Origin of the sequence: Candidatus Nanosalina sp. VS9-1, from assembly GCF_047555085.1 — an archaeon.
Lineage (GTDB): Archaea > Nanohalarchaeota > Nanosalinia > Nanosalinales > Nanosalinaceae > Nanosalina.
Genome location: NZ_CP180230.1, coordinates 96,091 through 113,296, shown reverse-complemented (window position 1 = coordinate 113,296; position 17,206 = coordinate 96,091). Strand labels below are relative to the sequence as shown.

The 17,206-nt window shown below is 45.6% G+C and carries 26 protein-coding genes and 1 tRNA gene; 4 read left to right on the top strand and 23 right to left on the bottom strand.

Going from position 1 to position 17,206, the window contains the following annotated elements:
- Window positions 1-73: 73 nt before the first annotated feature.
- The 6 genes from ACK3SF_RS00660 to ACK3SF_RS00635 are packed head-to-tail and all read right to left on the bottom strand — an operon-like array spanning window position 74 to window position 4,935.
- Window positions 74-1,204, bottom strand: coding sequence for a DNA topoisomerase IV subunit A (locus ACK3SF_RS00660; RefSeq protein WP_414837903.1), 1,131 nt, complete (start codon window positions 1,202-1,204; stop codon window positions 74-76).
- A 16-nt stretch (window positions 1,205-1,220) separates the two neighbouring features.
- A complete protein-coding gene (locus ACK3SF_RS00655) occupies window positions 1,221-2,810 on the bottom strand; it encodes a DNA topoisomerase VI subunit B (protein WP_414837902.1) in 1,590 nt (529 codons plus the stop codon).
- Window positions 2,811-2,842: 32 nt separating this feature from the next.
- Window positions 2,843-3,346: a KH domain-containing protein gene (locus ACK3SF_RS00650; protein ID WP_414837901.1), complete on the bottom strand. Its 504-nt coding sequence runs from the start codon at window positions 3,344-3,346 to the stop codon at window positions 2,843-2,845.
- A gap of 33 nt (window positions 3,347-3,379) precedes the next feature.
- A complete protein-coding gene (locus ACK3SF_RS00645; protein WP_414837900.1) occupies window positions 3,380-4,168 on the bottom strand; it encodes a serine protein kinase RIO in 789 nt (262 codons plus the stop codon).
- Window positions 4,169-4,171: 3 nt separating this feature from the next.
- Entirely contained in the window at window positions 4,172-4,609 is a 438-nt protein-coding gene (locus tag ACK3SF_RS00640) for a hypothetical protein (RefSeq protein WP_414837899.1), read from the bottom strand.
- A gap of 14 nt (window positions 4,610-4,623) precedes the next feature.
- Window positions 4,624-4,935 (bottom strand): translation initiation factor IF-1A, encoded by a 312-nt coding sequence (locus ACK3SF_RS00635; protein ID WP_414837898.1) that lies wholly within the window; start codon window positions 4,933-4,935, stop codon window positions 4,624-4,626.
- Between the two features lie 130 nt (window positions 4,936-5,065).
- Here ACK3SF_RS00635 and ACK3SF_RS00630 point away from each other — a divergent pair, with 130 nt between their 5' ends.
- Window positions 5,066-5,422 carry a hypothetical protein gene (locus tag ACK3SF_RS00630; RefSeq protein WP_414837897.1) on the top strand — a complete coding sequence of 119 codons (357 nt, stop codon included), beginning with the start codon at window positions 5,066-5,068 and terminating at the stop codon, window positions 5,420-5,422.
- Here the strand turns inward: ACK3SF_RS00630 and ACK3SF_RS00625 are convergent.
- From ACK3SF_RS00625 to ACK3SF_RS00615, 3 genes are all read right to left on the bottom strand, one after another.
- Window positions 5,419-6,096, bottom strand: coding sequence for an NMD3-related protein (locus ACK3SF_RS00625; RefSeq protein WP_414837896.1), 678 nt, complete (start codon window positions 6,094-6,096; stop codon window positions 5,419-5,421). The genes ACK3SF_RS00630 and ACK3SF_RS00625 overlap by 4 nt on opposite strands.
- Before the next feature lie 25 nt (window positions 6,097-6,121).
- Entirely contained in the window at window positions 6,122-6,472 is a 351-nt protein-coding gene (locus ACK3SF_RS00620; protein ID WP_414837895.1) for a DUF192 domain-containing protein, read from the bottom strand.
- 180 nt (window positions 6,473-6,652) lie between these two features.
- Window positions 6,653-6,724: transfer RNA gene (locus ACK3SF_RS00615), tRNA-Arg, on the bottom strand.
- Between the two features lie 334 nt (window positions 6,725-7,058).
- Here ACK3SF_RS00615 and ACK3SF_RS00610 point away from each other — a divergent pair.
- Window positions 7,059-7,313: an elongation factor 1-beta gene (locus tag ACK3SF_RS00610; RefSeq protein ID WP_414837894.1), complete on the top strand. Its 255-nt coding sequence runs from the start codon at window positions 7,059-7,061 to the stop codon at window positions 7,311-7,313.
- Window positions 7,314-7,383: 70 nt separating this feature from the next.
- On the opposite strand, the gene ACK3SF_RS00605 is transcribed toward ACK3SF_RS00610, so the two are convergent.
- A complete protein-coding gene (locus tag ACK3SF_RS00605) occupies window positions 7,384-7,527 on the bottom strand; it encodes a B-box zinc finger protein (protein WP_414837893.1) in 144 nt (47 codons plus the stop codon).
- Window positions 7,528-7,566: 39 nt separating this feature from the next.
- Between ACK3SF_RS00605 and fen the strand changes: the two genes are divergently transcribed.
- Window positions 7,567-8,589: a flap endonuclease-1 gene (gene fen / locus ACK3SF_RS00600; protein ID WP_414837892.1), complete on the top strand. Its 1,023-nt coding sequence runs from the start codon at window positions 7,567-7,569 to the stop codon at window positions 8,587-8,589.
- Between the two features lie 4 nt (window positions 8,590-8,593).
- Here the strand turns inward: fen and ACK3SF_RS00595 are convergent, their stop codons facing one another.
- On the bottom strand, window positions 8,594-10,195 hold the full coding sequence (locus ACK3SF_RS00595; RefSeq protein ID WP_414837891.1) for a hypothetical protein: 1,602 nt from the start codon (window positions 10,193-10,195) through the stop codon (window positions 8,594-8,596).
- A 130-nt stretch (window positions 10,196-10,325) separates the two neighbouring features.
- Here ACK3SF_RS00595 and gpmI point away from each other — a divergent pair, with 130 nt between their 5' ends.
- Complete coding sequence (gene gpmI, locus ACK3SF_RS00590) at window positions 10,326-11,780, top strand: 2,3-bisphosphoglycerate-independent phosphoglycerate mutase (protein ID WP_414837890.1); 1,455 nt, start codon at window positions 10,326-10,328, stop codon at window positions 11,778-11,780.
- Here gpmI and ACK3SF_RS00585 read toward each other — a convergent pair.
- From ACK3SF_RS00585 to ACK3SF_RS00530, 12 genes are all read right to left on the bottom strand, one after another.
- Complete coding sequence (locus ACK3SF_RS00585; RefSeq protein WP_414837889.1) at window positions 11,777-12,046, bottom strand: hypothetical protein; 270 nt, start codon at window positions 12,044-12,046, stop codon at window positions 11,777-11,779. The genes gpmI and ACK3SF_RS00585 overlap by 4 nt on opposite strands.
- A gap of 48 nt (window positions 12,047-12,094) precedes the next feature.
- The gene (locus tag ACK3SF_RS00580) at window positions 12,095-12,370 is read right to left on the bottom strand and encodes a hypothetical protein (protein WP_414837888.1); all 276 of its coding nucleotides are present in this window, start codon (window positions 12,368-12,370) and stop codon (window positions 12,095-12,097) included.
- A gap of 10 nt (window positions 12,371-12,380) precedes the next feature.
- Entirely contained in the window at window positions 12,381-12,725 is a 345-nt protein-coding gene (locus tag ACK3SF_RS00575) for a hypothetical protein (RefSeq protein WP_414837887.1), read from the bottom strand.
- A gap of 103 nt (window positions 12,726-12,828) precedes the next feature.
- Window positions 12,829-13,113 carry a DNA-binding protein Alba gene (albA, locus tag ACK3SF_RS00570; RefSeq protein ID WP_414837886.1) on the bottom strand — a complete coding sequence of 95 codons (285 nt, stop codon included), beginning with the start codon at window positions 13,111-13,113 and terminating at the stop codon, window positions 12,829-12,831.
- Window positions 13,114-13,165: 52 nt separating this feature from the next.
- Window positions 13,166-14,689: a hypothetical protein gene (locus tag ACK3SF_RS00565; protein WP_414837885.1), complete on the bottom strand. Its 1,524-nt coding sequence runs from the start codon at window positions 14,687-14,689 to the stop codon at window positions 13,166-13,168.
- Window positions 14,682-15,176, bottom strand: coding sequence for a hypothetical protein (locus ACK3SF_RS00560; RefSeq protein ID WP_414837884.1), 495 nt, complete (start codon window positions 15,174-15,176; stop codon window positions 14,682-14,684). Before ACK3SF_RS00560 ends, ACK3SF_RS00565 begins: the two co-directional genes overlap by 8 nt.
- A 26-nt stretch (window positions 15,177-15,202) precedes the next feature.
- Window positions 15,203-15,700 (bottom strand): hypothetical protein, encoded by a 498-nt coding sequence (locus ACK3SF_RS00555; RefSeq protein WP_414837883.1) that lies wholly within the window; start codon window positions 15,698-15,700, stop codon window positions 15,203-15,205.
- Window positions 15,694-16,098: a hypothetical protein gene (locus ACK3SF_RS00550; protein WP_414837882.1), complete on the bottom strand. Its 405-nt coding sequence runs from the start codon at window positions 16,096-16,098 to the stop codon at window positions 15,694-15,696. The genes ACK3SF_RS00555 and ACK3SF_RS00550 overlap by 7 nt, the downstream gene beginning before the upstream one ends.
- The gene (locus tag ACK3SF_RS00545; RefSeq protein ID WP_414837881.1) at window positions 16,095-16,634 is read right to left on the bottom strand and encodes a hypothetical protein; all 540 of its coding nucleotides are present in this window, start codon (window positions 16,632-16,634) and stop codon (window positions 16,095-16,097) included. Before ACK3SF_RS00545 ends, ACK3SF_RS00550 begins: the two co-directional genes overlap by 4 nt.
- Window positions 16,635-16,659: 25 nt before the next feature.
- Window positions 16,660-16,905, bottom strand: a complete 246-nt coding sequence (locus tag ACK3SF_RS00540; protein ID WP_414837880.1) for a hypothetical protein — start codon at window positions 16,903-16,905, stop codon at window positions 16,660-16,662.
- On the bottom strand, window positions 16,892-17,059 hold the full coding sequence (locus tag ACK3SF_RS00535; RefSeq protein ID WP_414837879.1) for a hypothetical protein: 168 nt from the start codon (window positions 17,057-17,059) through the stop codon (window positions 16,892-16,894). The genes ACK3SF_RS00540 and ACK3SF_RS00535 overlap by 14 nt, the downstream gene beginning before the upstream one ends.
- Complete coding sequence (locus ACK3SF_RS00530; protein ID WP_414837878.1) at window positions 17,056-17,205, bottom strand: hypothetical protein; 150 nt, start codon at window positions 17,203-17,205, stop codon at window positions 17,056-17,058. Before ACK3SF_RS00530 ends, ACK3SF_RS00535 begins: the two co-directional genes overlap by 4 nt.
- Between the last annotated feature and the right edge of the window lies 1 nt (window position 17,206).

Sequence of the window (17,206 nt, the reverse complement as noted above, 5' to 3'; positions counted from 1 at the left end):
AAAAGAAAAAATTTGTATAGGAAAAAATGAAGAGAAAAGTTGAGAGGCCTTTTTTCAGGCCTCCAGGAATTTTTTAATCGAGGAATGTCTCGTTTTCGATCTTTTCAGGCAGGTACTGGTTTGCCACGAACTCAAGTGAGTTGGCTGCCAGGGCCTGCTGCTCGACTCTGACTCCTTTGTCAAGCATGAGTTCAAGCTGTTTCTGCCATTCCTCTTTCTGCATCCACTCGTAGTCCATGACGTCGTGGATACGCTTGTAGTCTTTTGTAGGTCCGCCGGAGTCCTCTGGCTTTCCTTTCAGGTCTTCTGTTACGTGTTCAAGCCCGTAGGCCTCGATATCTTCCATTGTCATACCGATGAGCTTTGCGTCCGGTGTTGCAAGTCTATCGGACTGGAATGCGAGGCTCATTGATCCGGATTTGAGGACTGAGTAGATGTAGTATCCCCATGGGTCGCCGTCAGTGAAGACGTATACCGGTAGGTCCAGTTCGTTGTGCATCATGTTGATGAGTCGTCTTGCTCCACGTGCTGGCTGTCCTCCTGTTCCAATGATTATAGCGTTGTGTTCCTCGTGGAAATCTTCCTCCACGAGTCTGTTGACCATCGCAGATGTCTCGACTACGAGGATGAAGTCTGCGTTGTTTTCCTCGAACTCCAGGTGGTCGACGATGGATGGAATTGCCATTCCGGCGCTTCCCATGCTCATTGCATCGATCGTGTCGCCAGAGTCGTTGATCTTGATTGGTCCGAACAGTCGTCCTTTAGGCTCTGCAAAAAGGTGCAGATCTTCACGGATTGCTCCTGTCGCTGTCTCGATGTCGACAACAACGTTGTTGGACTCGTCCTGATCCTCAAAAGTGTTCTCGTCGAGGCCTGGAACACTGTGCTTGAGCTGGTAGTATACTTCTCGGATGGAAGCCGTTCTACCGTTTTCTACAAGTTCCTTGGCCTTGTTAGCGACCAGCGTGGTCTGCATGAACTTTCTGGCGTGAGAAATGTTCAGGAACTTTCTTGTGGAGTAGCTGTCACCGAGAGAAAGTCTTCCTTCCTCCTCATCGTACTCGACATTTGACTTTGAACGTACCTTGGTGTCAATAGTCAAATTGTCGCTCTCTGGATCGTTAAGCTGGTTTCTAAGTTTTTTCCCAAGACGGACTAGCCTGTCAAGGGTATCTTCGTCATTTGCTAGATCTTTCTTTGGCATGTTAATGTTTCACCTCTTAAAGCTGCTCCGGATTGTAGTCCCTCTGAACCATCGCCTGGATCTCATCTTCGATTTCCTCAGCATCACCTTCACCGGCTAGCTGCGCAATAGCAGGCCCCATCTCCTTTGCATAGGATGTGAGCTGTCTCTTCTTCTTCTCCTGGATTTCTCTTCTCTCTTTCCTCTTGAGATACTTTCCAAGCTTTCTACCTGCTTCCTGTAATGCCAGCTTCATCTCCTTCCGGATAGGATCGTAGTTGGCAACAGCCTCCTTACCTTCTGAAGTAAACGGCACCCAAACCGATGCAATGTGAATTGAGATGTAAAGCGGGCCTTGAGGCCTGTTACCTGTCTGGCTGATGTTATAGCGGTTCCAGGAAACATCTTCTATAGCTTTTGTAGTCACACAGGCCGATTTCTTGTAAAGAAGCGGCACCTTGTTAGCGTATCTTAGTTCTTCAAAGCTTCCTTCATCTTCAATATCTCCTCCCCATGCAAGTCCAACTTCCACCTGGAAAGGATTCCCCTGATAAACACTTGGCTTACGAGTGATAGTCTCTGTGAACTCTGGATTCAACTCTTTCTCCAGGCCTTTAAGCATCAGATCCTCTCCAAGAGGAGAAAGACAGTCTGTAGGAGGATTCTGAAGCTTTACACGCTGTGCGGCATTAAGAATCTGCTCTACTTCATCTTTACTTAATGTGTTAGGCCTTCTCCCATCATCTATATCGGCCTCTTCACAGATCTCCTCTGCAGAAGTTCTTCCGACACGTGTGAACTCGCTCTGAAGAAAGCTGCTGATTGTACGGGAGTCGCTGTTGTCTATCATACGCAGCATGACTCCAAGCTCCACTCCATGCGGATGAGGCTTGATCTCCTTCGGAGGCTCCGGGAGCTCCTTTGAGACACGCGGATACTCGATCTTGTTGCCGCTTGGCTCCCGTAGAACTACTCTTGCGTACGGATTCATGATCGCCGTATGCTTGAGGTAGTTGCGGACGGAGTGGTGGCCTTTCGTGTACTTGGCCTCGATGTTCATCTCGATAGTTGTTCCATGATCGAAGTAGTAATCCTTGTCTCCAGGGAACTCATCGCTTTCCGGATCAACAATCTCATCTTCAAGAATCTCCGGCTCGTTCTTCTCAGTATCAATTCTTACAACAAATCTGTGACACGGCTCACCTTTCTGCTTCGAGTAAACAGTTACAGGCTCTCCTGTAGTCAACTGAGCGTACATCGCAGAAGCGGAGATACCGATTCCCTGCTGTCCACGGCTCTGCTGAAGCTTGTGGAACTTTGATCCGTAAAGCAGCTTACCGAATACCTTCGGAATAGTCTCCCTGTCGAGGCCTATAGCATTGTCCCTGATCTCGACACGGCATTTATCGTCGCCAAGATCATCGATAAGGACCTGTATCTCCGGAAGTATAGCATCTTCCTCACAAGCATCCAGAGAGTTGTCAACGGCCTCCTTAATTACTGTTATTATAGATTTTTGTGCATTCTCGAATCCCAGCAGGTGCTTGTTCTTCTCGAAAAACTCTGCTACTGAGATCTCTCTGTGGTCGGATTCTTCCTGTACTGGTTCTTCAATTCCATTTGCCATCTATCTTTACACCTCAAAACTTCTGGAAAAACTCATTGCTCAATCTTACCCTGATTTTTCTCAAGATAATTGTATGCAGTAGAGTGACTTGACCCCTTGAGAAGCATCCTGATCGCTTCACGTGAAACCTCAACATTACGGCCTTTACCTATAATAGCAACAGTACCGCCATAAACACTGATATCAGTCTCAGTCTGCTTCTCGATATGTCGACGCGTCTCACCATCTCTACCGATTACTCTACCCTTCAAACGCTCCTCAGCATTACTTGTATCTGCAAAATCTCCTATATCAATCAGGTAAAGCATCTTATCCTTCTCAAGCAGATGAAAAGCTCTCTCAGGACTGAAACCTCGGCCGATAGCCTTGACGACCTCCTGAGCCTTCATCTCATCCAGGACCTCGCCATCAACCTTCACAAGATTATCCTCAATAGTTAAACTGCAATCTGTCAAATCCTCGAACTCTCTCTTCGTTTCACCGCCCTCACCAATAAGGACACCTACTCTCTCATCCGGAATCCTGACCTGTTTCATCTGCTCTTAATATACAAATCCCCGCCAACCTTTTTATAGGTTAAATCCGGCTTCAGCCGCCTCTTCCTCCGAAATAATACGTTTCAAGGCCTCATCCTTACTCATGTCAGCACCCTGCCCATTGAAAAATTCGACAACGTTATCCACGTCACGCTTCAGAAGATTCAGGGCCTCCGGATGCGTCCTGTGAACTCCCTGGGAGAAATCTATCCACGCCAGAGAATCCCTTTCAACAAGAATATTGTACTCTGAAAGATCGCCGTGAACAAGCTTTTCTTCATTCCAGAGAGACTCTATATCCTTCAGGACGTGTTCAAGGCCTTCCTCAGGATTCTCGATCTCCACTTCCTTCAGCTTTGGATATGCCGAAAAATCTTTTCCTATAAACTCCATGACAAGAATATTTTCCTGAAAAGCTATTGCTTCAGGACATCTGAGAACATTAGAGGCCTTCTTCAGGTTCTTGTACTCTTTCTTGCACCACTCTGTTATAACGCTCTTGCGATCGCTCTTAACGTTTCGAAATCTTTTATCCCCTCTGAGATAGTTATGCATATCTCTGAAGCCTCCTGCACGATTCATGTAAATTTTCACTAGAACACGTTCCTCTTCAGGAGTATCAGCAAGGAAAACGACAGATTCTTTACCTGATTCTATAGTTCCGTACATCCTCTCCAGTACTTCACGTTCCTCCAGCTTGATCAACGCCATCAACGTGTCATGATCGAGCACGTTCTCGAAGGCCTTCCTGGCTTCCGAAGAATCGAACATCTGACGTGCTTTCTCCTTCTCATAGTCATGACGGTATATATCTTCAGGCATAACTTATTCACCGTACTTCCTGTAGACCAGCACCGCCAGGACAGATCCAGCAACTGCGACCAGCCAGAAAAAGATATTGTAGAACGGATCCATTGCAAAAGTGGATATCCATGTCTGGAAAACGCCTTTGCAGACTCCTCCCTGAGAGAAAACGTTAGCTGAGCCTTCTATAGCTCCAGAGGCCTTTGCAACGGCACAGAGATCATTCAGTACAAAGAACTTTTTGACAGCGGAGAACAACGCCGTTGAGGCGAGGAATCCGAAAGCTGCAGTCAAGGCCTCCTCCTTATCAAGATAATCTCTGTCAAAGAGGTAGTAAAGTGAAAAAGCAAGGCCTACAGTCAGAGTAAGAGCATTTGATATGCTGAAAAGTACTGAAAGTAGTTGAGAAACTGTCAGAAGAGCCAGTACAGCAATCAGGTCTCTGTAAGGCCTTTTCATAGCTCAAGTAATTTTTAGAGGAATTCCTTGATTTCGTCCAGGTAATCCCTGTCTTCCAGCCATCTTGTCTCTGCGTTACTGTAGCTGTGTACTACATCGCCTTTCTCGTCGCCCTGAATCTTCCAGGGATCGACAAGCACTACAGAATCTCTCTTGACGAAGAGGCCTCTCTTCTTGCTTCCAGGGATACGGCATATTCTTTCGTTGTTGTCTGTACAGTATACGCGGTACTTTCCTCCTCCTTCCTTTCTCAGAACGATTCCAAGTACTTCATCTCCTTCAGGTTCACGTACACGTCCTATTCCCTCTTCTTCATCTTCAGGCACTAAAAACCACCTTCAAACTCTTTTTGAATCATCATACAACATTTAACGTTCCTCAGCTTTTTAAACCCAGATTCTGCAACAGGCCTCATTTTTCAAAGAAAATTTAACGGTACAGATCCGAAAACCTAGTGTGCCCGGGGAAATACACAGAAAACTTGAGGACATACCAGAAGACGTGAAGACAGTGTTCAGACTGGCTCAGACACGTCAAGAGGCCGAAAACATAGAAGATGGAGACCACATAGCGCTTTACAACTCGGACTCCAACGGGAGAAACGAGCACCGCTGGATAAAAATGGGCGTATACGATGAAATCGAGGACGAAGTCCGTGTAGAATACCTGCTGAACTACGAGACAGCATCAGAAAGACTCGGCGCACAAATGAATTTTTCAACCAGAACACCTGGAGAGTACGGATCCAGGCCTGTAAAAATACCTGAAGAAGTCTACGAAAAGGCCTCTGACAGTCTTCACGACGCTTTTTAATCCATCCTTACTGATACAACGTTTCTGTACACTTCTTCTCCGCCTTCCTCTCCGATAAGCTCGTAGCTTCTCTTGATCTCCGGATCGTACTCGTCACGCAGCATTGTAAGAATTTTTTTCGTAATTCTTTCAGTTGACAGGAAAAAGTTGAATCCGTGATCAACTTTGTCGATATTCGAGAGGAAATCCTTCCTGGAATCGTTTGTGGCCTCTGCCGCAATATCAACAATCTCATTCGACACCGGCTCAAGAGGCTCCTCTCCTCTAAGCTGGAGCTTCACCTTGTAGAATCCCCCCTGAAAACGGGAACAGTCAGGACACTGATCGTCCTCTATACTTACTTCTGTATCATAGAAATCCTGTATAGGGCCTTTCTCAGCATGCACACGGACTTTAAGGCCTTCATCCTCCCAGAACTGTAGCTCCATCTCGACATCGTCCTCTGCAAACTCAGAGAACTTGGCAGCAAGCTGATCCTGGAGAGAGTACTCCTCGATCCATTCCCCGCTTTTCCTCATCCGCCCACAGACTGTACAGACTGTGAACTCCACTTCACGTGGAATATCCAGAATATCGTTTTTATCCGGATAGCAGTCAGGACACAGCTTCTTCTCATTACCGAAAAGCATGTCTGTCTCCCGTCCACATCGCGGACAGAATTTTGTGAATTCCATGGAACAAAAACACCTTCAAATACTTTTAAACGTCGAATCGCAGTTGATCTCCTTCCTCCAGTTCAAGATCCTCAAATGATTCAAGCAGAAAACTCGAGTCCACTGAAGGCCTGTAAATCCGCCATGTACGTGGATCAAAACTCCATGGCTCCGCGTACTGAACATCAACAACTTTTTTCTCATCATCCAGGAAGTAAAGATTCAGAGGCCTCTGCACCAGCATCATATCGATCGGAGGCCTTTCCTCAAAGCCGAATACGAAAAGCATCTTCCCTTCTTTACGCATTGAAAGGCCCCAGGACTTTTTCAGGAGAGAATCCGCCAGCTCCGCTTCAAAAACTTCTCTAGAGGCCTCGATCTCGATTTCTTCAGTCACAGGAAAAATTTACAGGCCTCCACATTTATCCGTTACGGAGAATATCTGAATTCTTGAAAACTATGCAGCGTCGCAGATTTCTGGTAAATCTGTGGTACCCAGTTCGCCCGCACAGGGATTTGAACCCGAAGCTCGCATCTCAGGAGCTTCTCTTATCAAATGCCAGGAGGACGCTGAAAGCGCCCGCACAGGGATTTGAACCCTGGATCTGCACCTCCGCAAGGTGCCGTCTTTCCACTAGACCATGCGGGCCTCGAACAATGTTTCAACCCGCAGAGTTATGAATTATGAAGACTGGGAGAAAATTTTTGAGATGTAAAGTGGATTGGAGAGGCCTGTTACTGTCTTGCTACAGATTTTTGGTTTAAAAAATGGAGGGATTTTTCGGGAAGAATTTTTAACATGAGGCCTGTAAAAAATTTCTGTGATAGTTATGCTGAAGAAGTACATCAGAAAAGTTAAGAATGCTCTGGGGCTTTAATCCTGTATTTTCTGGGAGAGGCCTTGGAGGGAAAAAGTTTTTTCTCAAAAACAGTTTTCGTTTTAAGTTTTTCTTCTCCAAGTTTTGTCTAGAGGTTACAAAATAATGGGAAAGATTTCGTGTGTTTACAAGATCAGTCCGGAAGATGACAGTACCGATCTGGAATCGATCAAGGATCAGCTGAAGGATCTTCTTGATGTTCAGGATATCGGTGAGGAGGAAGTTGCTTTCGGTCTGAAGGCTGTCAAGGTTTCATGCATCACAACTGATGAGGAAGGAGGAACTGATGCTGTCGAGGAGAAGCTTGAGCAGCTTGAGAACGTTCAGAGTTACGAGCTGGAGCACTTCGACAAGCTTTAGACTCGGCTTAAAATTTTTTCCTTGATTTTTTCTGTTAATTCAATTCTTCATTATCGACTAAATCCATGAATCAGGAAAAAGTTCTTTCTCCGCCGTTACAGGCCTCGCAGCCGTACTCTCTTTTGCACTGGCGGCAGATCTTTGATCCACAGACTTCACATGTAGTTACCGCAGGACTTTCACCGCAGTTTTCGCAGATGGATTCTGTCTCCATGGTACTTGTTTAAATCTCAGGAGGTAAAACTTCTTTGCCATGGGAGTAGATCTTGGAGATCTTGTAGAGAGGGATGAAATCGATTTCGCGGATCTGAACGATAAAGAGATAGCTATAGATGCGATGAATACGCTTTACCAGTTCCTCTCGATTATAAGACAGCGAGACGGAACACCTCTCAAAGACTCCAGTGGAAACATCACCTCCCATCTTTCAGGCCTCTTCTACCGCAACATAAATCTTTTAGAGAACAATATAAGGCCTGTCTACGTCTTCGACGGCGAGGCACCAGAATTAAAGGAGAAAGAAACTACAAAGCGGAGGAAGAAGCGTGAAGAGGCCCGGGAAGAATGGAAAAAATTGAAGGAGGAGGGAAAGATTTCAGAGGCCTACTCTAAAGCCACTCAGTCCTCAAAGCTGACTTCTGATATGATTAAGGAGTCGAAAAAGTTGCTTGATGCCATGGGGATTCCCTATGTCCAGGCCTCGAGTGAGGGAGAGGCCCAGGCGGCCTACATGGTGAAAGAAGGTCAGGTGTTCGCTGTAGGATCTCAGGACTGGGACTGTCTGCTGTTCGGCGCGGACAGGATGGTGAAAAATCTTACTACACGGAAGAAGAGGAAGACTTCCGGCGGCGGAAGAAAAGAGATTTCCACCGAGTTGATCCGTCTGGACGATGTTCTGGAGCAACTGGAGATCTCACATGATAAACTGATCTGGATGGGCGTCCTGATGGGAACAGACTTCAATCCTGACGGTATCCACGGTATCGGCCCCAAGACCGCATTGAAACTTGTGAGAAAGTATGAAAGTTTCGACGAACTTATGGAGGATGACAAAGTAGAGTGGGAGTCGGAAAACGATCCATACGAGATCAAAAAGTTTTTCCAGAATCCTCCTGTAGAAAAAGTAGATTACAGCTCCGGAGAACTCGATAAAGAGAAGATAAAAAAGATACTTGTAGATGAACACGATTTCTCGGAGGACAGAATTAGCTCAGGCCTCAATGATCTCGAAAAGGCCTTGAACTCCCGCCAGTCAGGCCTCAACAGCTTCATGTAAAAATTTACTGTTGATTCCTGTATTCCTGTAGCAGGATCTCCATCATTTCTCCCAGCTCTCTGTAGCCTTCTCTTATCTCTTCAATCTGTTCTTCCTGATGCTCTATCCTGTCAAGAAGGATTTCTACATCCTCATCTCTTGTCTGAGTATTTACAGCCTGCTCTATATCCGCTACGCGGGACTCAAGATTGTTGATACGTTCCTCTTCAGTCACTGAGGCCTCTATAACTGCCTCTAGCTTGTTGTCAAGAGATTCCAGCACCTGTTGATCGATAGGCGTCTCCTGCCCTGTACCTTTCAGTTCCTTGAACTCATCCATCGACAGGAGCTTTAGCTGTGAAAGATCATCGAAGTCGTTGAAAAGCCATTTGAAGTCATTTACAATCGATTTAACGTTTTCAACGTCTTCCTCAAGCTTTGAGAATTTTTCCTGACTCTTGCTTGACTCTACTTTATCCAGACGAGTCTCAAGATTGTCGAGAGCTACTTCCAGCTGTTCTACACGCTTTTCCTCTATATTATCCTGCTCTTCGAGCTCCGAAACTTTATCACGGAGATCCTCCAGGCCTTCAGGCTGCTCATCAATCATTTCCCGCAGCTCGTCGAGATCTTCTTTCTCAACGAAGTCCTTCTGTTCAAGCTCCGAAACTTTTTCCCTTAAATCTTCAAGGCCTTCAGGTTCTTCATCGATCAGATCACGGAGTTCGTCTATTTCCTCCTGATCGACAAGCTCTCTTTCTTCCAGCTGTTCTACTTTTTCCTGAACTTCTTCGATGTTTTCCGGCTCCGAGGCCTCTGCTTCCTCGAGCTCTTCTTCCAGATCAGATACTTCTGATCTTATATCCTTTACAAGGCCTGATTTCTCGGCCAGACGATCCTTCACCTTGTTAAGATCCTCTCTGAGATCTTTCAGTTCTTCTTCAGTATCTATATCGGATATAGTCGATTTGACGTCTTCAAATCTTTCCTCGAAATCGTTTTCTATCCTGTTTACTTCTTGTTCAAGGCCCGGATCAACAGTTTCCATCTCTTCAAGCCTGTCCTCTACTTCCGCAAGCTCCTCGAATTGATTTTCAAGCTCCTCTACATTTTCTTCAAGGCCGGAGATATCTTTCTCCTCTCCCGTCTGCTCTCTTATTTTCTCAAGTTCAGCTTCCAAGCCTTCAAGCTTCTCCTCCAGTTCCCTGACTTTTTCGGGATCGAAATCCATCGAAGAGGCCTTTTCATCAGTTCCCAGAGATTCTTCCTCTTCTTCGTCCTGATCTGAGTCTCCCGTACTTTCTTCATCTTCTTCAGATTCCTGCTCGCTGGAGCTTTCCTCTTCGTCGCCGAGCAATACATCCTGACCGGATTCGTCTTCAGAGTCATCTCCAGAGTCATCTTCTGATTCTTCCGTATCATCCGAGAAGTCGTTCAGGCCTGCTGATTTTTCCTCATCGCTGGAGGCCTCCGAGTCTTCATCTTTGGACTCGTCCTGTTCAAATAGTACATCCTGCTGGCTTTCCTCTTTAGCTTCCTCTTCTGTCTCTGTATCCTCTACAACTACTTCTTTCTCTGTTTCATTTTCAGAATCGTCTTCATCGCCGAAAATTACATCGCCAGCCATTTTTTGAATTCACCTGTAGAAATCATTCCATCAAAACGTTAAAAGCCTTTTTCACTGACGCAGAACAACAGAAAAAATCCGGGCGAAAAGACCTCTTAGATTATTAAACAGCAAGAACGAATAGAGGTCTGTGAGACCAGTACTCCTCGTAGTGATGGACGGCGTAGGCCTCCGAAAAGAGACAGAAGGTAACGCATTCAAACAGGCGGACACACCCAACATAGGAAAACTCATGGCTCGCAACGGGTTCGCCAAGCTAGACGCATCCGGACCTGCCGTAGGCCTTCCTGAAGGATACACAGGGAACTCTGAGGTAGGCCATCTGCATCTAGGAGCTGGTCGAAGAATCGATCAACGACTCACCAGGATAAACAATGCTATTGAAAACAACGAACTTCGCGATAAAGAAGCTTTGAAGGAGGCCCTGGATAGAGCTGAGGAAAACAATACTACCGTACACTTCGCAGGAATAATTTCAGATGGCGGGATTCACGGCCATATAGATCACTTGAAGGCCTTGCTAGAAATTTCTTCAGAATACGATATCGAAGTCAAGATTCACTGCTTTACCGATGGACGAGATGTCGCGCCAAAAAGTGCGGAGAAATTTTTAGAACAGATAGAGGCATGGACAGAGGAATTCGGCGGAGAAATCGCGACAGTCATGGGCCGATACTACAGCATGGACCGCGATCACAACTGGGAGCGTACACATAAGGCCTACAGAGCTATGGCAGATGCCGAAGGCTTCGAATTCTCAGATCCAAGAGAGGCTGTGGAAAAGACTTACAATGAAGGCGATTACGACTACTTCGTCCAGCCCTCCGTCTCAAAAAGTTACAAAGGTATGGAAATGGAGGATGAAGTCGTTTTCTATAACTTTCGTGCGGACAGGGAGAGGCAGATAGTTGAAGCATTCCTAAAAGATGATTTTGAACATTTCAATAACTCTGTAAGGCCTAACTTTGTATCTATGTTCCTTTACAGAGAAGATTTTGAAAATCCTGTACTCTTCGAGAAAAATATCGTGGAAAACACGCTTGGAGAAAAGATAGAAAAGAACGGCCTCTCACAGCTACGCGTAGCAGAATCTCAGAAAAGGCCTCACGTCACATTCTTTTTCAACGGTCAGAGAGAACTGGAGTTTGAACACGAGGAGCGTCACTTCGTTGAATCAGATAAGATCAAGGCCTATGATCAGAAGCCGGAGATGCATGCCGATGATATCTGTGATGTGGTGATTGAGGTCCTGGATGAAGGAGAGAAAGATTTTATCCTGTTGAACTTTGCTAACTGCGATCTTGTAGGCCATACTGGTGATCTAGAAGCTACAAAGACTGCTGTAGAGACTGTTGATAGAAATATAGGGCGTTTAGCTGAGAAAGTGAAAGATACTAATTACAGGATGTTGATTACAGCTGATCACGGCAACTGCGAAGATATGGGGTCTGAGGCCTCTCCTAATACATCGCATACTTTGAATCCTGTTCCTTTGATCGGTGTCAACATGGATGAAAGGCCTGAGTTTGAGGAGAATGAGATATGGGAGATAGAAAAAGTGGTAGAAGATTTTCTGGATCTCTAGCAGTAGTCTGATGCTTGGCTGCTGCTTCCTGCCCAGTCACAACTGGAGCCTGTTCTTATGTTCTCAGCTGCAGTTGTTTCCGAACAGGATTCCTTATCAAGAGCTCTCTCGTATTTGAGTTCTTCAAGTCCGCACTGAGAGCTCTCCTGCTGTCCATCTGAGAACTCACCAAAATCTCCTGATTCTCCCTGAAGCATGGAAATAACTACTACGGCCGCTACTACAAGTGTCATGGCGACCATGATTATCTCCAGCGTCTTATCCATAGAGTTCTATTGTGGATGGAGGTATAAAAGAAATTTGAAAAATGGCTTCTAGCATGCTTCACTGGCGCTGGGACTGTCAGTCCACTCGCAGTCATCATACTCGCTCTCCAGTTCATCTGATCGTGAGGTCGTGTCTGCGGATCCCCCACCACAGTCAATCGACTGCTGCCACTGCTGGTAACCAAGTCCGCATGATGCTGAGCTCGTCTGGCCCTCAGAAAAATCTCCAAAGCTGCTGGATTGGCCCTGAAGCATGGAGACAACCACTACAGATGCTACTACGAGCGTGGTTGCCACCAGCACTATCTCCAGAGTCTTATCCATTCTCTATACCTCATGAAACTTCTCCACAGTCAGCATAGACAGCGCCTGAAGTCCCTGAAAGCGACGATACCGAACTGTATCCATTAGCTCCCTGAGTATGTGGCGCGAATGTGTTTGGAAGCATCTGTCTCTGTCCATCAACTGTTGTTATGCATGCCCCAGGCATTCTCACATATTCATCTCCGAAGCTGTTACATTTAGCCTGTACAGATGATATGCATGTCTGTGTCTGGGCCTGTTGAGTAGTATCTCCGGCACCGGACTGGAACATGAAAATGAGCGTTAGTGCTACCATCATCAGTACGGATGCTGCTATTATCAAGAATAATACCTGAGAGATTCCTTTACGTTCCATATAGTGTGTTGTTATCTATGCCTGTATAAAAATCCTTTGAGAAATAAGCCTTATTCGATAAAAATAGATTTTCCCTGGGCCTCTGGATGAGGCCTCTGGGGAATTATTTTGTTAGATCGATCTGTATTGAAGATACGTTGAGTTCTCCGCCTTCATCTGTCTCGATCTGATCTGTTCCTACTTCTATATTTTCTATCTCTGCGTCTTCTACGAAGCGATTTCTTATGAATTCAGTCACATCTACTGCCCTGCTTATTGCTTTTCCTCGGGCCTTGATGTGTACTGTTTCCTGTCCTTCGCTGAACTGAGTTACTACGGCGTGTACGTAGCTCATTGCTGTTTTTGAGCCAATGTATACCGTGTTGTCGTCTGCTGTATCCTGTGTCATATGGTAGTCACTTGGTTGGTGTATTTGTAGTGAAAATTTTTATCTCTGCTGCCTATGGTTCTGGGAAGTCGTATGGGTATCTTCGTTTGATCTCAAGGTTTTCCCATCCATCTTCCACAGGTATTTCGTATTTTTCGTCCTCGGTGTATGATTGCATTTTGTAGTCTTTCAGTTCGTAGTATGTCTCAGATTCTGCTTTTACAGGCTGTAGCACGCATACTGGACTAGGTCTTTCTCCATCGTGTACACAGTCGCCGCCGGACTCTTTGGCTGCCGAGCTATCACAGGTTGCATCTTCTCCTGAATTATCGTGTACGCATTCTTCATCACTGGTATCCAGGTAGTAGTCATTCTGATCGCAGGCGAACTCCCAGTCATTGCCATAATCAGATTCACATGTATTGGTGCTCGAGTTGAAACTGTATCCGGGATCGCATTTTGGAGGATGATAACTTGTTTCACAGCTTCCTGACCCATCGTGGACTACCCCGCTGTATTCATCACAATTTGGGCTTCCAAAGGGTTCATCTTCATGTTTGCACTGACTGTCGGATGAATCGTATTCGTATGTACTATCATCTATGTATCCTTCGCAGTCATATTCTGCACATTCGCAGTCGCTAAGCTCATTTGACTGTTCGCTAATCTCTGTGGAGTTTTCGTAGACATTGAAGCTCCAGTCAAATGTATTATCCGTCTCCCAGAACGTAACAAAATTTATAATTCTGCCAAATATACCTGTATTTTCGTCTTCAGATACTTCGATATTATCTACTGCGTTCCATCCTGCTTCCTCAAATCTCTCCTGAAGACTTAGAATCTCGCTTACTGCGGAGTCATATGATTCTTGCCTGGCATCCTGTCTGGCTTTTTCCTCTTTTGTCTGGGGATCGTTCCCATCGAGATAACAGGCCCCTTCTTCAGTTACAGTGCCGTAGTAATCGTCATCATCTTTTGCAGTTTCAGATTCCTCATGAACCGCCTCCAGGCCGTTTATAGTCATCACCATGAGGTGATGGAAACGGATATTGGACGTGTTTTTCTGGGCCTCGTCTTTGTTACTCTGTGTTTGTACCTCTACATCACCACCTTCACAGAGGGTTCTGACGAATGGATCGTTGTAGTTTTCCTTGGTGACGTTCACGAGAGTGGAGTTTATCCCGACCTCAAGATCTTTCGGAGGCACCTCTATAGTGCATCTTCCTATTTCCCATTCTGGATCCTGTATATACCCCTCAAATGTATACTGTGATGCTACTTCAACGTCGTCCACCTCGTCACCGTAATGATCTTGGAGATTCTGATACGTCATTATTATGTCGTTGGCCTGTCCTACATCATACACGCCCTGTGCCATGGAGTAGTGCGCTGAAAGCGGCACATAGTAATTAGCCACGTTATCCGTCCTGGACTGGGCCTCTGAGATAACCGGTACATCATCCATGGTAGAACCGAATATCTGTGGAGCAGTCATTACCTGTGTAAATGACATTACGCCTACAGCAAGGCCTACTATTACTAAAGCGAAAAGAAGTATCTGCATCGACTGTCCTTTTTGTTGTCTTCTCTTAGTCAAATCCATACACCATTCGTATACGGGCTGTTTCCCCTCCTCTCACAGGCAGCATTACATCATAGTAGCTGTTTACAGTCTGACCTGAGTCTACTCCCGCATATCCTTCAGGCGGATTCCATTTGCTGTTGCCACATAGATCCGGTGTTGAAATCCGTATCTCATAGTGAGAGGCCAGTTCTATTTCACCTGTATCAAGGTATTCCTGATTGCCTATGTCCAGCCAGCCTCCATTATCAGGGTTTTTGCCGCAGATAAGATAGGATATAGTTTGATAATCTGTTATTGGCGTCCCATCATCGGCACTGTAAGATTGTCCGTGGAACAATGTAGACATCATAGAATGTACTTCTAACTGTGCCGTCTGCCTGTTAGCAGCAGTAGTAAGATCTGCAGTCGCCTGAGGTATTATGGCCACTACAAATGCAATGAATGCGGCCGTGGCTACAGCAGCTATTGGAAAGAAAAGTCCATCCGCGATGCTAGCCATTTCTTTCTACCTCCTTAAACATATTTCTAATCCTCTTGATAAAATGGTAACGTATTCAGTGTTTGTTCACTTAATTCGAGATTCATTGAGTTTGGGCCATCGTCTCTAACGTAAAACGATATTCTTGGTGGAGTATCTGTTATTTCCTGCTGATACGCTGCACCTGTGCCATAGTACCCATATGTATATGCAGTATCCGGAGTCTCAACACAGTTTCCATCATCAAGCACACTTCTTTCGAACTGGAAGTAGTCCCCCCTGGAGTTTTCACAGTCGGAAGGATTGTCAACCGCCGTCTGAATCACGTAATCTTCAACCAGATAGTTTGGATTTGATGGTGATGCTGTTATCTGATATGCCTCAAAAGCAGCCTGATGTCGACCATAGTGAAAAGTCATGTCTCCAAGTATACCTTGTAAGACATATTCAGAGGCCACGTTCGGTATAGGAGCCAATACCATTCCAAATAGAAGCCCCATTACGCCCACCATAACACCAGCCTGTGCGATACGATTATCTAACATTGTCCTCCCTCCACATCTACCAGTTCAGCCACTCCCTGAACTGGATTGAATCTATGCTTATGTATGCAGAGGTAAGATACGTCCTCTAAAGTTGTCGAGCTCGGACTTGAATCCAGTGGTGCCTCTACATCGTCCAGGCCTTCTCTCTCAAGCACTATTTTCATACCTGAGTCTCCTGATGTGATAGTTAGATCTGTTTCAGATGCCAGTCTTTTCTCAAGGTATCCTTCATCCGTATACATCATGGCATCTATATCATTGGCTAATTGCTGGCCTCTGAGTTCGAAAATCTTGTTCTGGAAGACGCTGTTCTGTTCAGCTATCCCTGCCGTGGACAAAGTAGCTGCTGACAAAAGAGTAGCTACCAAAAATACAACAGCTCTGTCAGATAGTGTCATGCCTCACCACTTTCAACTACTTCTACAGTTACCTCTCCTTCCTGTTCAGAGTAGAGACGGTAATCATATCTTTGGGATCCATCTAGGTTCTGGATGGAGCTACCTGTCTGAGTGCCGTTGAACTCTATCGTCTGGCAGGAAAAATCATCTGGACCTCCACCGCTGTAAGTTGAGCTCTCAGACTCTATAGTAACTTCTTTATCATCTGCACCTCCTTCGAAGGAGAGTATAAACTTGTTATAGTATATCGTAGTCGATGGAGCAGCACCATAACTGGGAATAACCTGTTCCTGAGTTTCCACACTGATGCCCTGAAGACCTGAGATATACCGTGTGTAGCTACTATCTAGAGGGACAACTCTTTCCTCAGATGTCTCGCACAGCTGCTTGGCATTAGCCGCTATATTAGTGGAGAACCAGTTAACATCACTTTGGTCGCTGGCCGATTGAAATGAATCAACAACCGTATTAATGCTTATATCCATTGCAAGACCAGATACAACTACAGAAACAACTATAAATACGGTAGAGGCCATTATAGCCCCCTTACTGGATTTTAAATTACGAACAGCTCTGAACACAGGCCTCGTATTCACCTCCACCGCTCAGATGTTCCTGTCTGCACTCCAGCTGACAAGAAGCCTGGCTGGACTGATCTTGTGCCTGTTGATTTGAATCGCCGACTGTATCACTTAGATTTCCTTCGAATGCGCCCCAGGCGCCCATGATACTGAGTACGACTAGTGCGCCTATCATAAGCAACAGAACAGTTTTTATCGAAAGAGTGACTGCTTTACGGCTGTCCAACAAAACCACCCTCTGGAACTGTTCTATTTGTGAAATTTGAGAAAAGGCCTGTGCCATCGTTCAGAAATGACATTATAACTAGAGCAGCTATTACTCCAACAGTTACAATCATGACTGTTCTTATAGAGAAATTGAATCCTTTGCTAGTTTTCATGGCAGGGCCTCCGCCAGTCCTGTGGCCTGTTGTGCAGTGGTATCAAAGTATCCTGATACTGCAGCCCAGTAAGCCGCTATAAACAGAACTCCCAAAACTATAGCAAGTACAGCGGATATAGGCATGTCAAATCCTTTTCGTTCCACA

Excerpts from the sequence above, each read along its gene's own strand:
- ACK3SF_RS00660 (WP_414837903.1), bottom strand. The coding sequence starts at position 1,204 with ATGCCAAAGAAAGATCTAGCAAATGACGAAGATACCCTTGACAGGCTA.
- ACK3SF_RS00655 (WP_414837902.1), bottom strand. The coding sequence starts at position 2,810 with ATGGCAAATGGAATTGAAGAACCAGTACAGGAAGAATCCGACCACAGA.
- ACK3SF_RS00650 (WP_414837901.1), bottom strand. The coding sequence starts at position 3,346 with ATGAAACAGGTCAGGATTCCGGATGAGAGAGTAGGTGTCCTTATTGGT.
- ACK3SF_RS00645 (WP_414837900.1), bottom strand. The coding sequence starts at position 4,168 with ATGCCTGAAGATATATACCGTCATGACTATGAGAAGGAGAAAGCACGT.
- ACK3SF_RS00640 (WP_414837899.1), bottom strand. The coding sequence starts at position 4,609 with ATGAAAAGGCCTTACAGAGACCTGATTGCTGTACTGGCTCTTCTGACA.
- ACK3SF_RS00625 (WP_414837896.1), bottom strand. The coding sequence starts at position 6,096 with ATGGAATTCACAAAATTCTGTCCGCGATGTGGACGGGAGACAGACATG.
- ACK3SF_RS00610 (WP_414837894.1), top strand. The coding sequence starts at position 7,059 with ATGGGAAAGATTTCGTGTGTTTACAAGATCAGTCCGGAAGATGACAGT.
- ACK3SF_RS00605 (WP_414837893.1), bottom strand. The coding sequence starts at position 7,527 with ATGGAGACAGAATCCATCTGCGAAAACTGCGGTGAAAGTCCTGCGGTA.
- fen (WP_414837892.1), top strand. The coding sequence starts at position 7,567 with ATGGGAGTAGATCTTGGAGATCTTGTAGAGAGGGATGAAATCGATTTC.
- ACK3SF_RS00595 (WP_414837891.1), bottom strand. The coding sequence starts at position 10,195 with ATGGCTGGCGATGTAATTTTCGGCGATGAAGACGATTCTGAAAATGAA.
- ACK3SF_RS00585 (WP_414837889.1), bottom strand. The coding sequence starts at position 12,046 with ATGGATAAGACGCTGGAGATAATCATGGTCGCCATGACACTTGTAGTA.
- ACK3SF_RS00580 (WP_414837888.1), bottom strand. The coding sequence starts at position 12,370 with ATGGATAAGACTCTGGAGATAGTGCTGGTGGCAACCACGCTCGTAGTA.
- ACK3SF_RS00575 (WP_414837887.1), bottom strand. The coding sequence starts at position 12,725 with ATGGAACGTAAAGGAATCTCTCAGGTATTATTCTTGATAATAGCAGCA.
- albA (WP_414837886.1), bottom strand. The coding sequence starts at position 13,113 with ATGACACAGGATACAGCAGACGACAACACGGTATACATTGGCTCAAAA.
- ACK3SF_RS00560 (WP_414837884.1), bottom strand. The coding sequence starts at position 15,176 with ATGGCTAGCATCGCGGATGGACTTTTCTTTCCAATAGCTGCTGTAGCC.
- ACK3SF_RS00555 (WP_414837883.1), bottom strand. The coding sequence starts at position 15,700 with ATGTTAGATAATCGTATCGCACAGGCTGGTGTTATGGTGGGCGTAATG.
- ACK3SF_RS00550 (WP_414837882.1), bottom strand. The coding sequence starts at position 16,098 with ATGACACTATCTGACAGAGCTGTTGTATTTTTGGTAGCTACTCTTTTG.
- ACK3SF_RS00545 (WP_414837881.1), bottom strand. The coding sequence starts at position 16,634 with ATGGCCTCTACCGTATTTATAGTTGTTTCTGTAGTTGTATCTGGTCTT.
- ACK3SF_RS00535 (WP_414837879.1), bottom strand. The coding sequence starts at position 17,059 with ATGAAAACTAGCAAAGGATTCAATTTCTCTATAAGAACAGTCATGATT.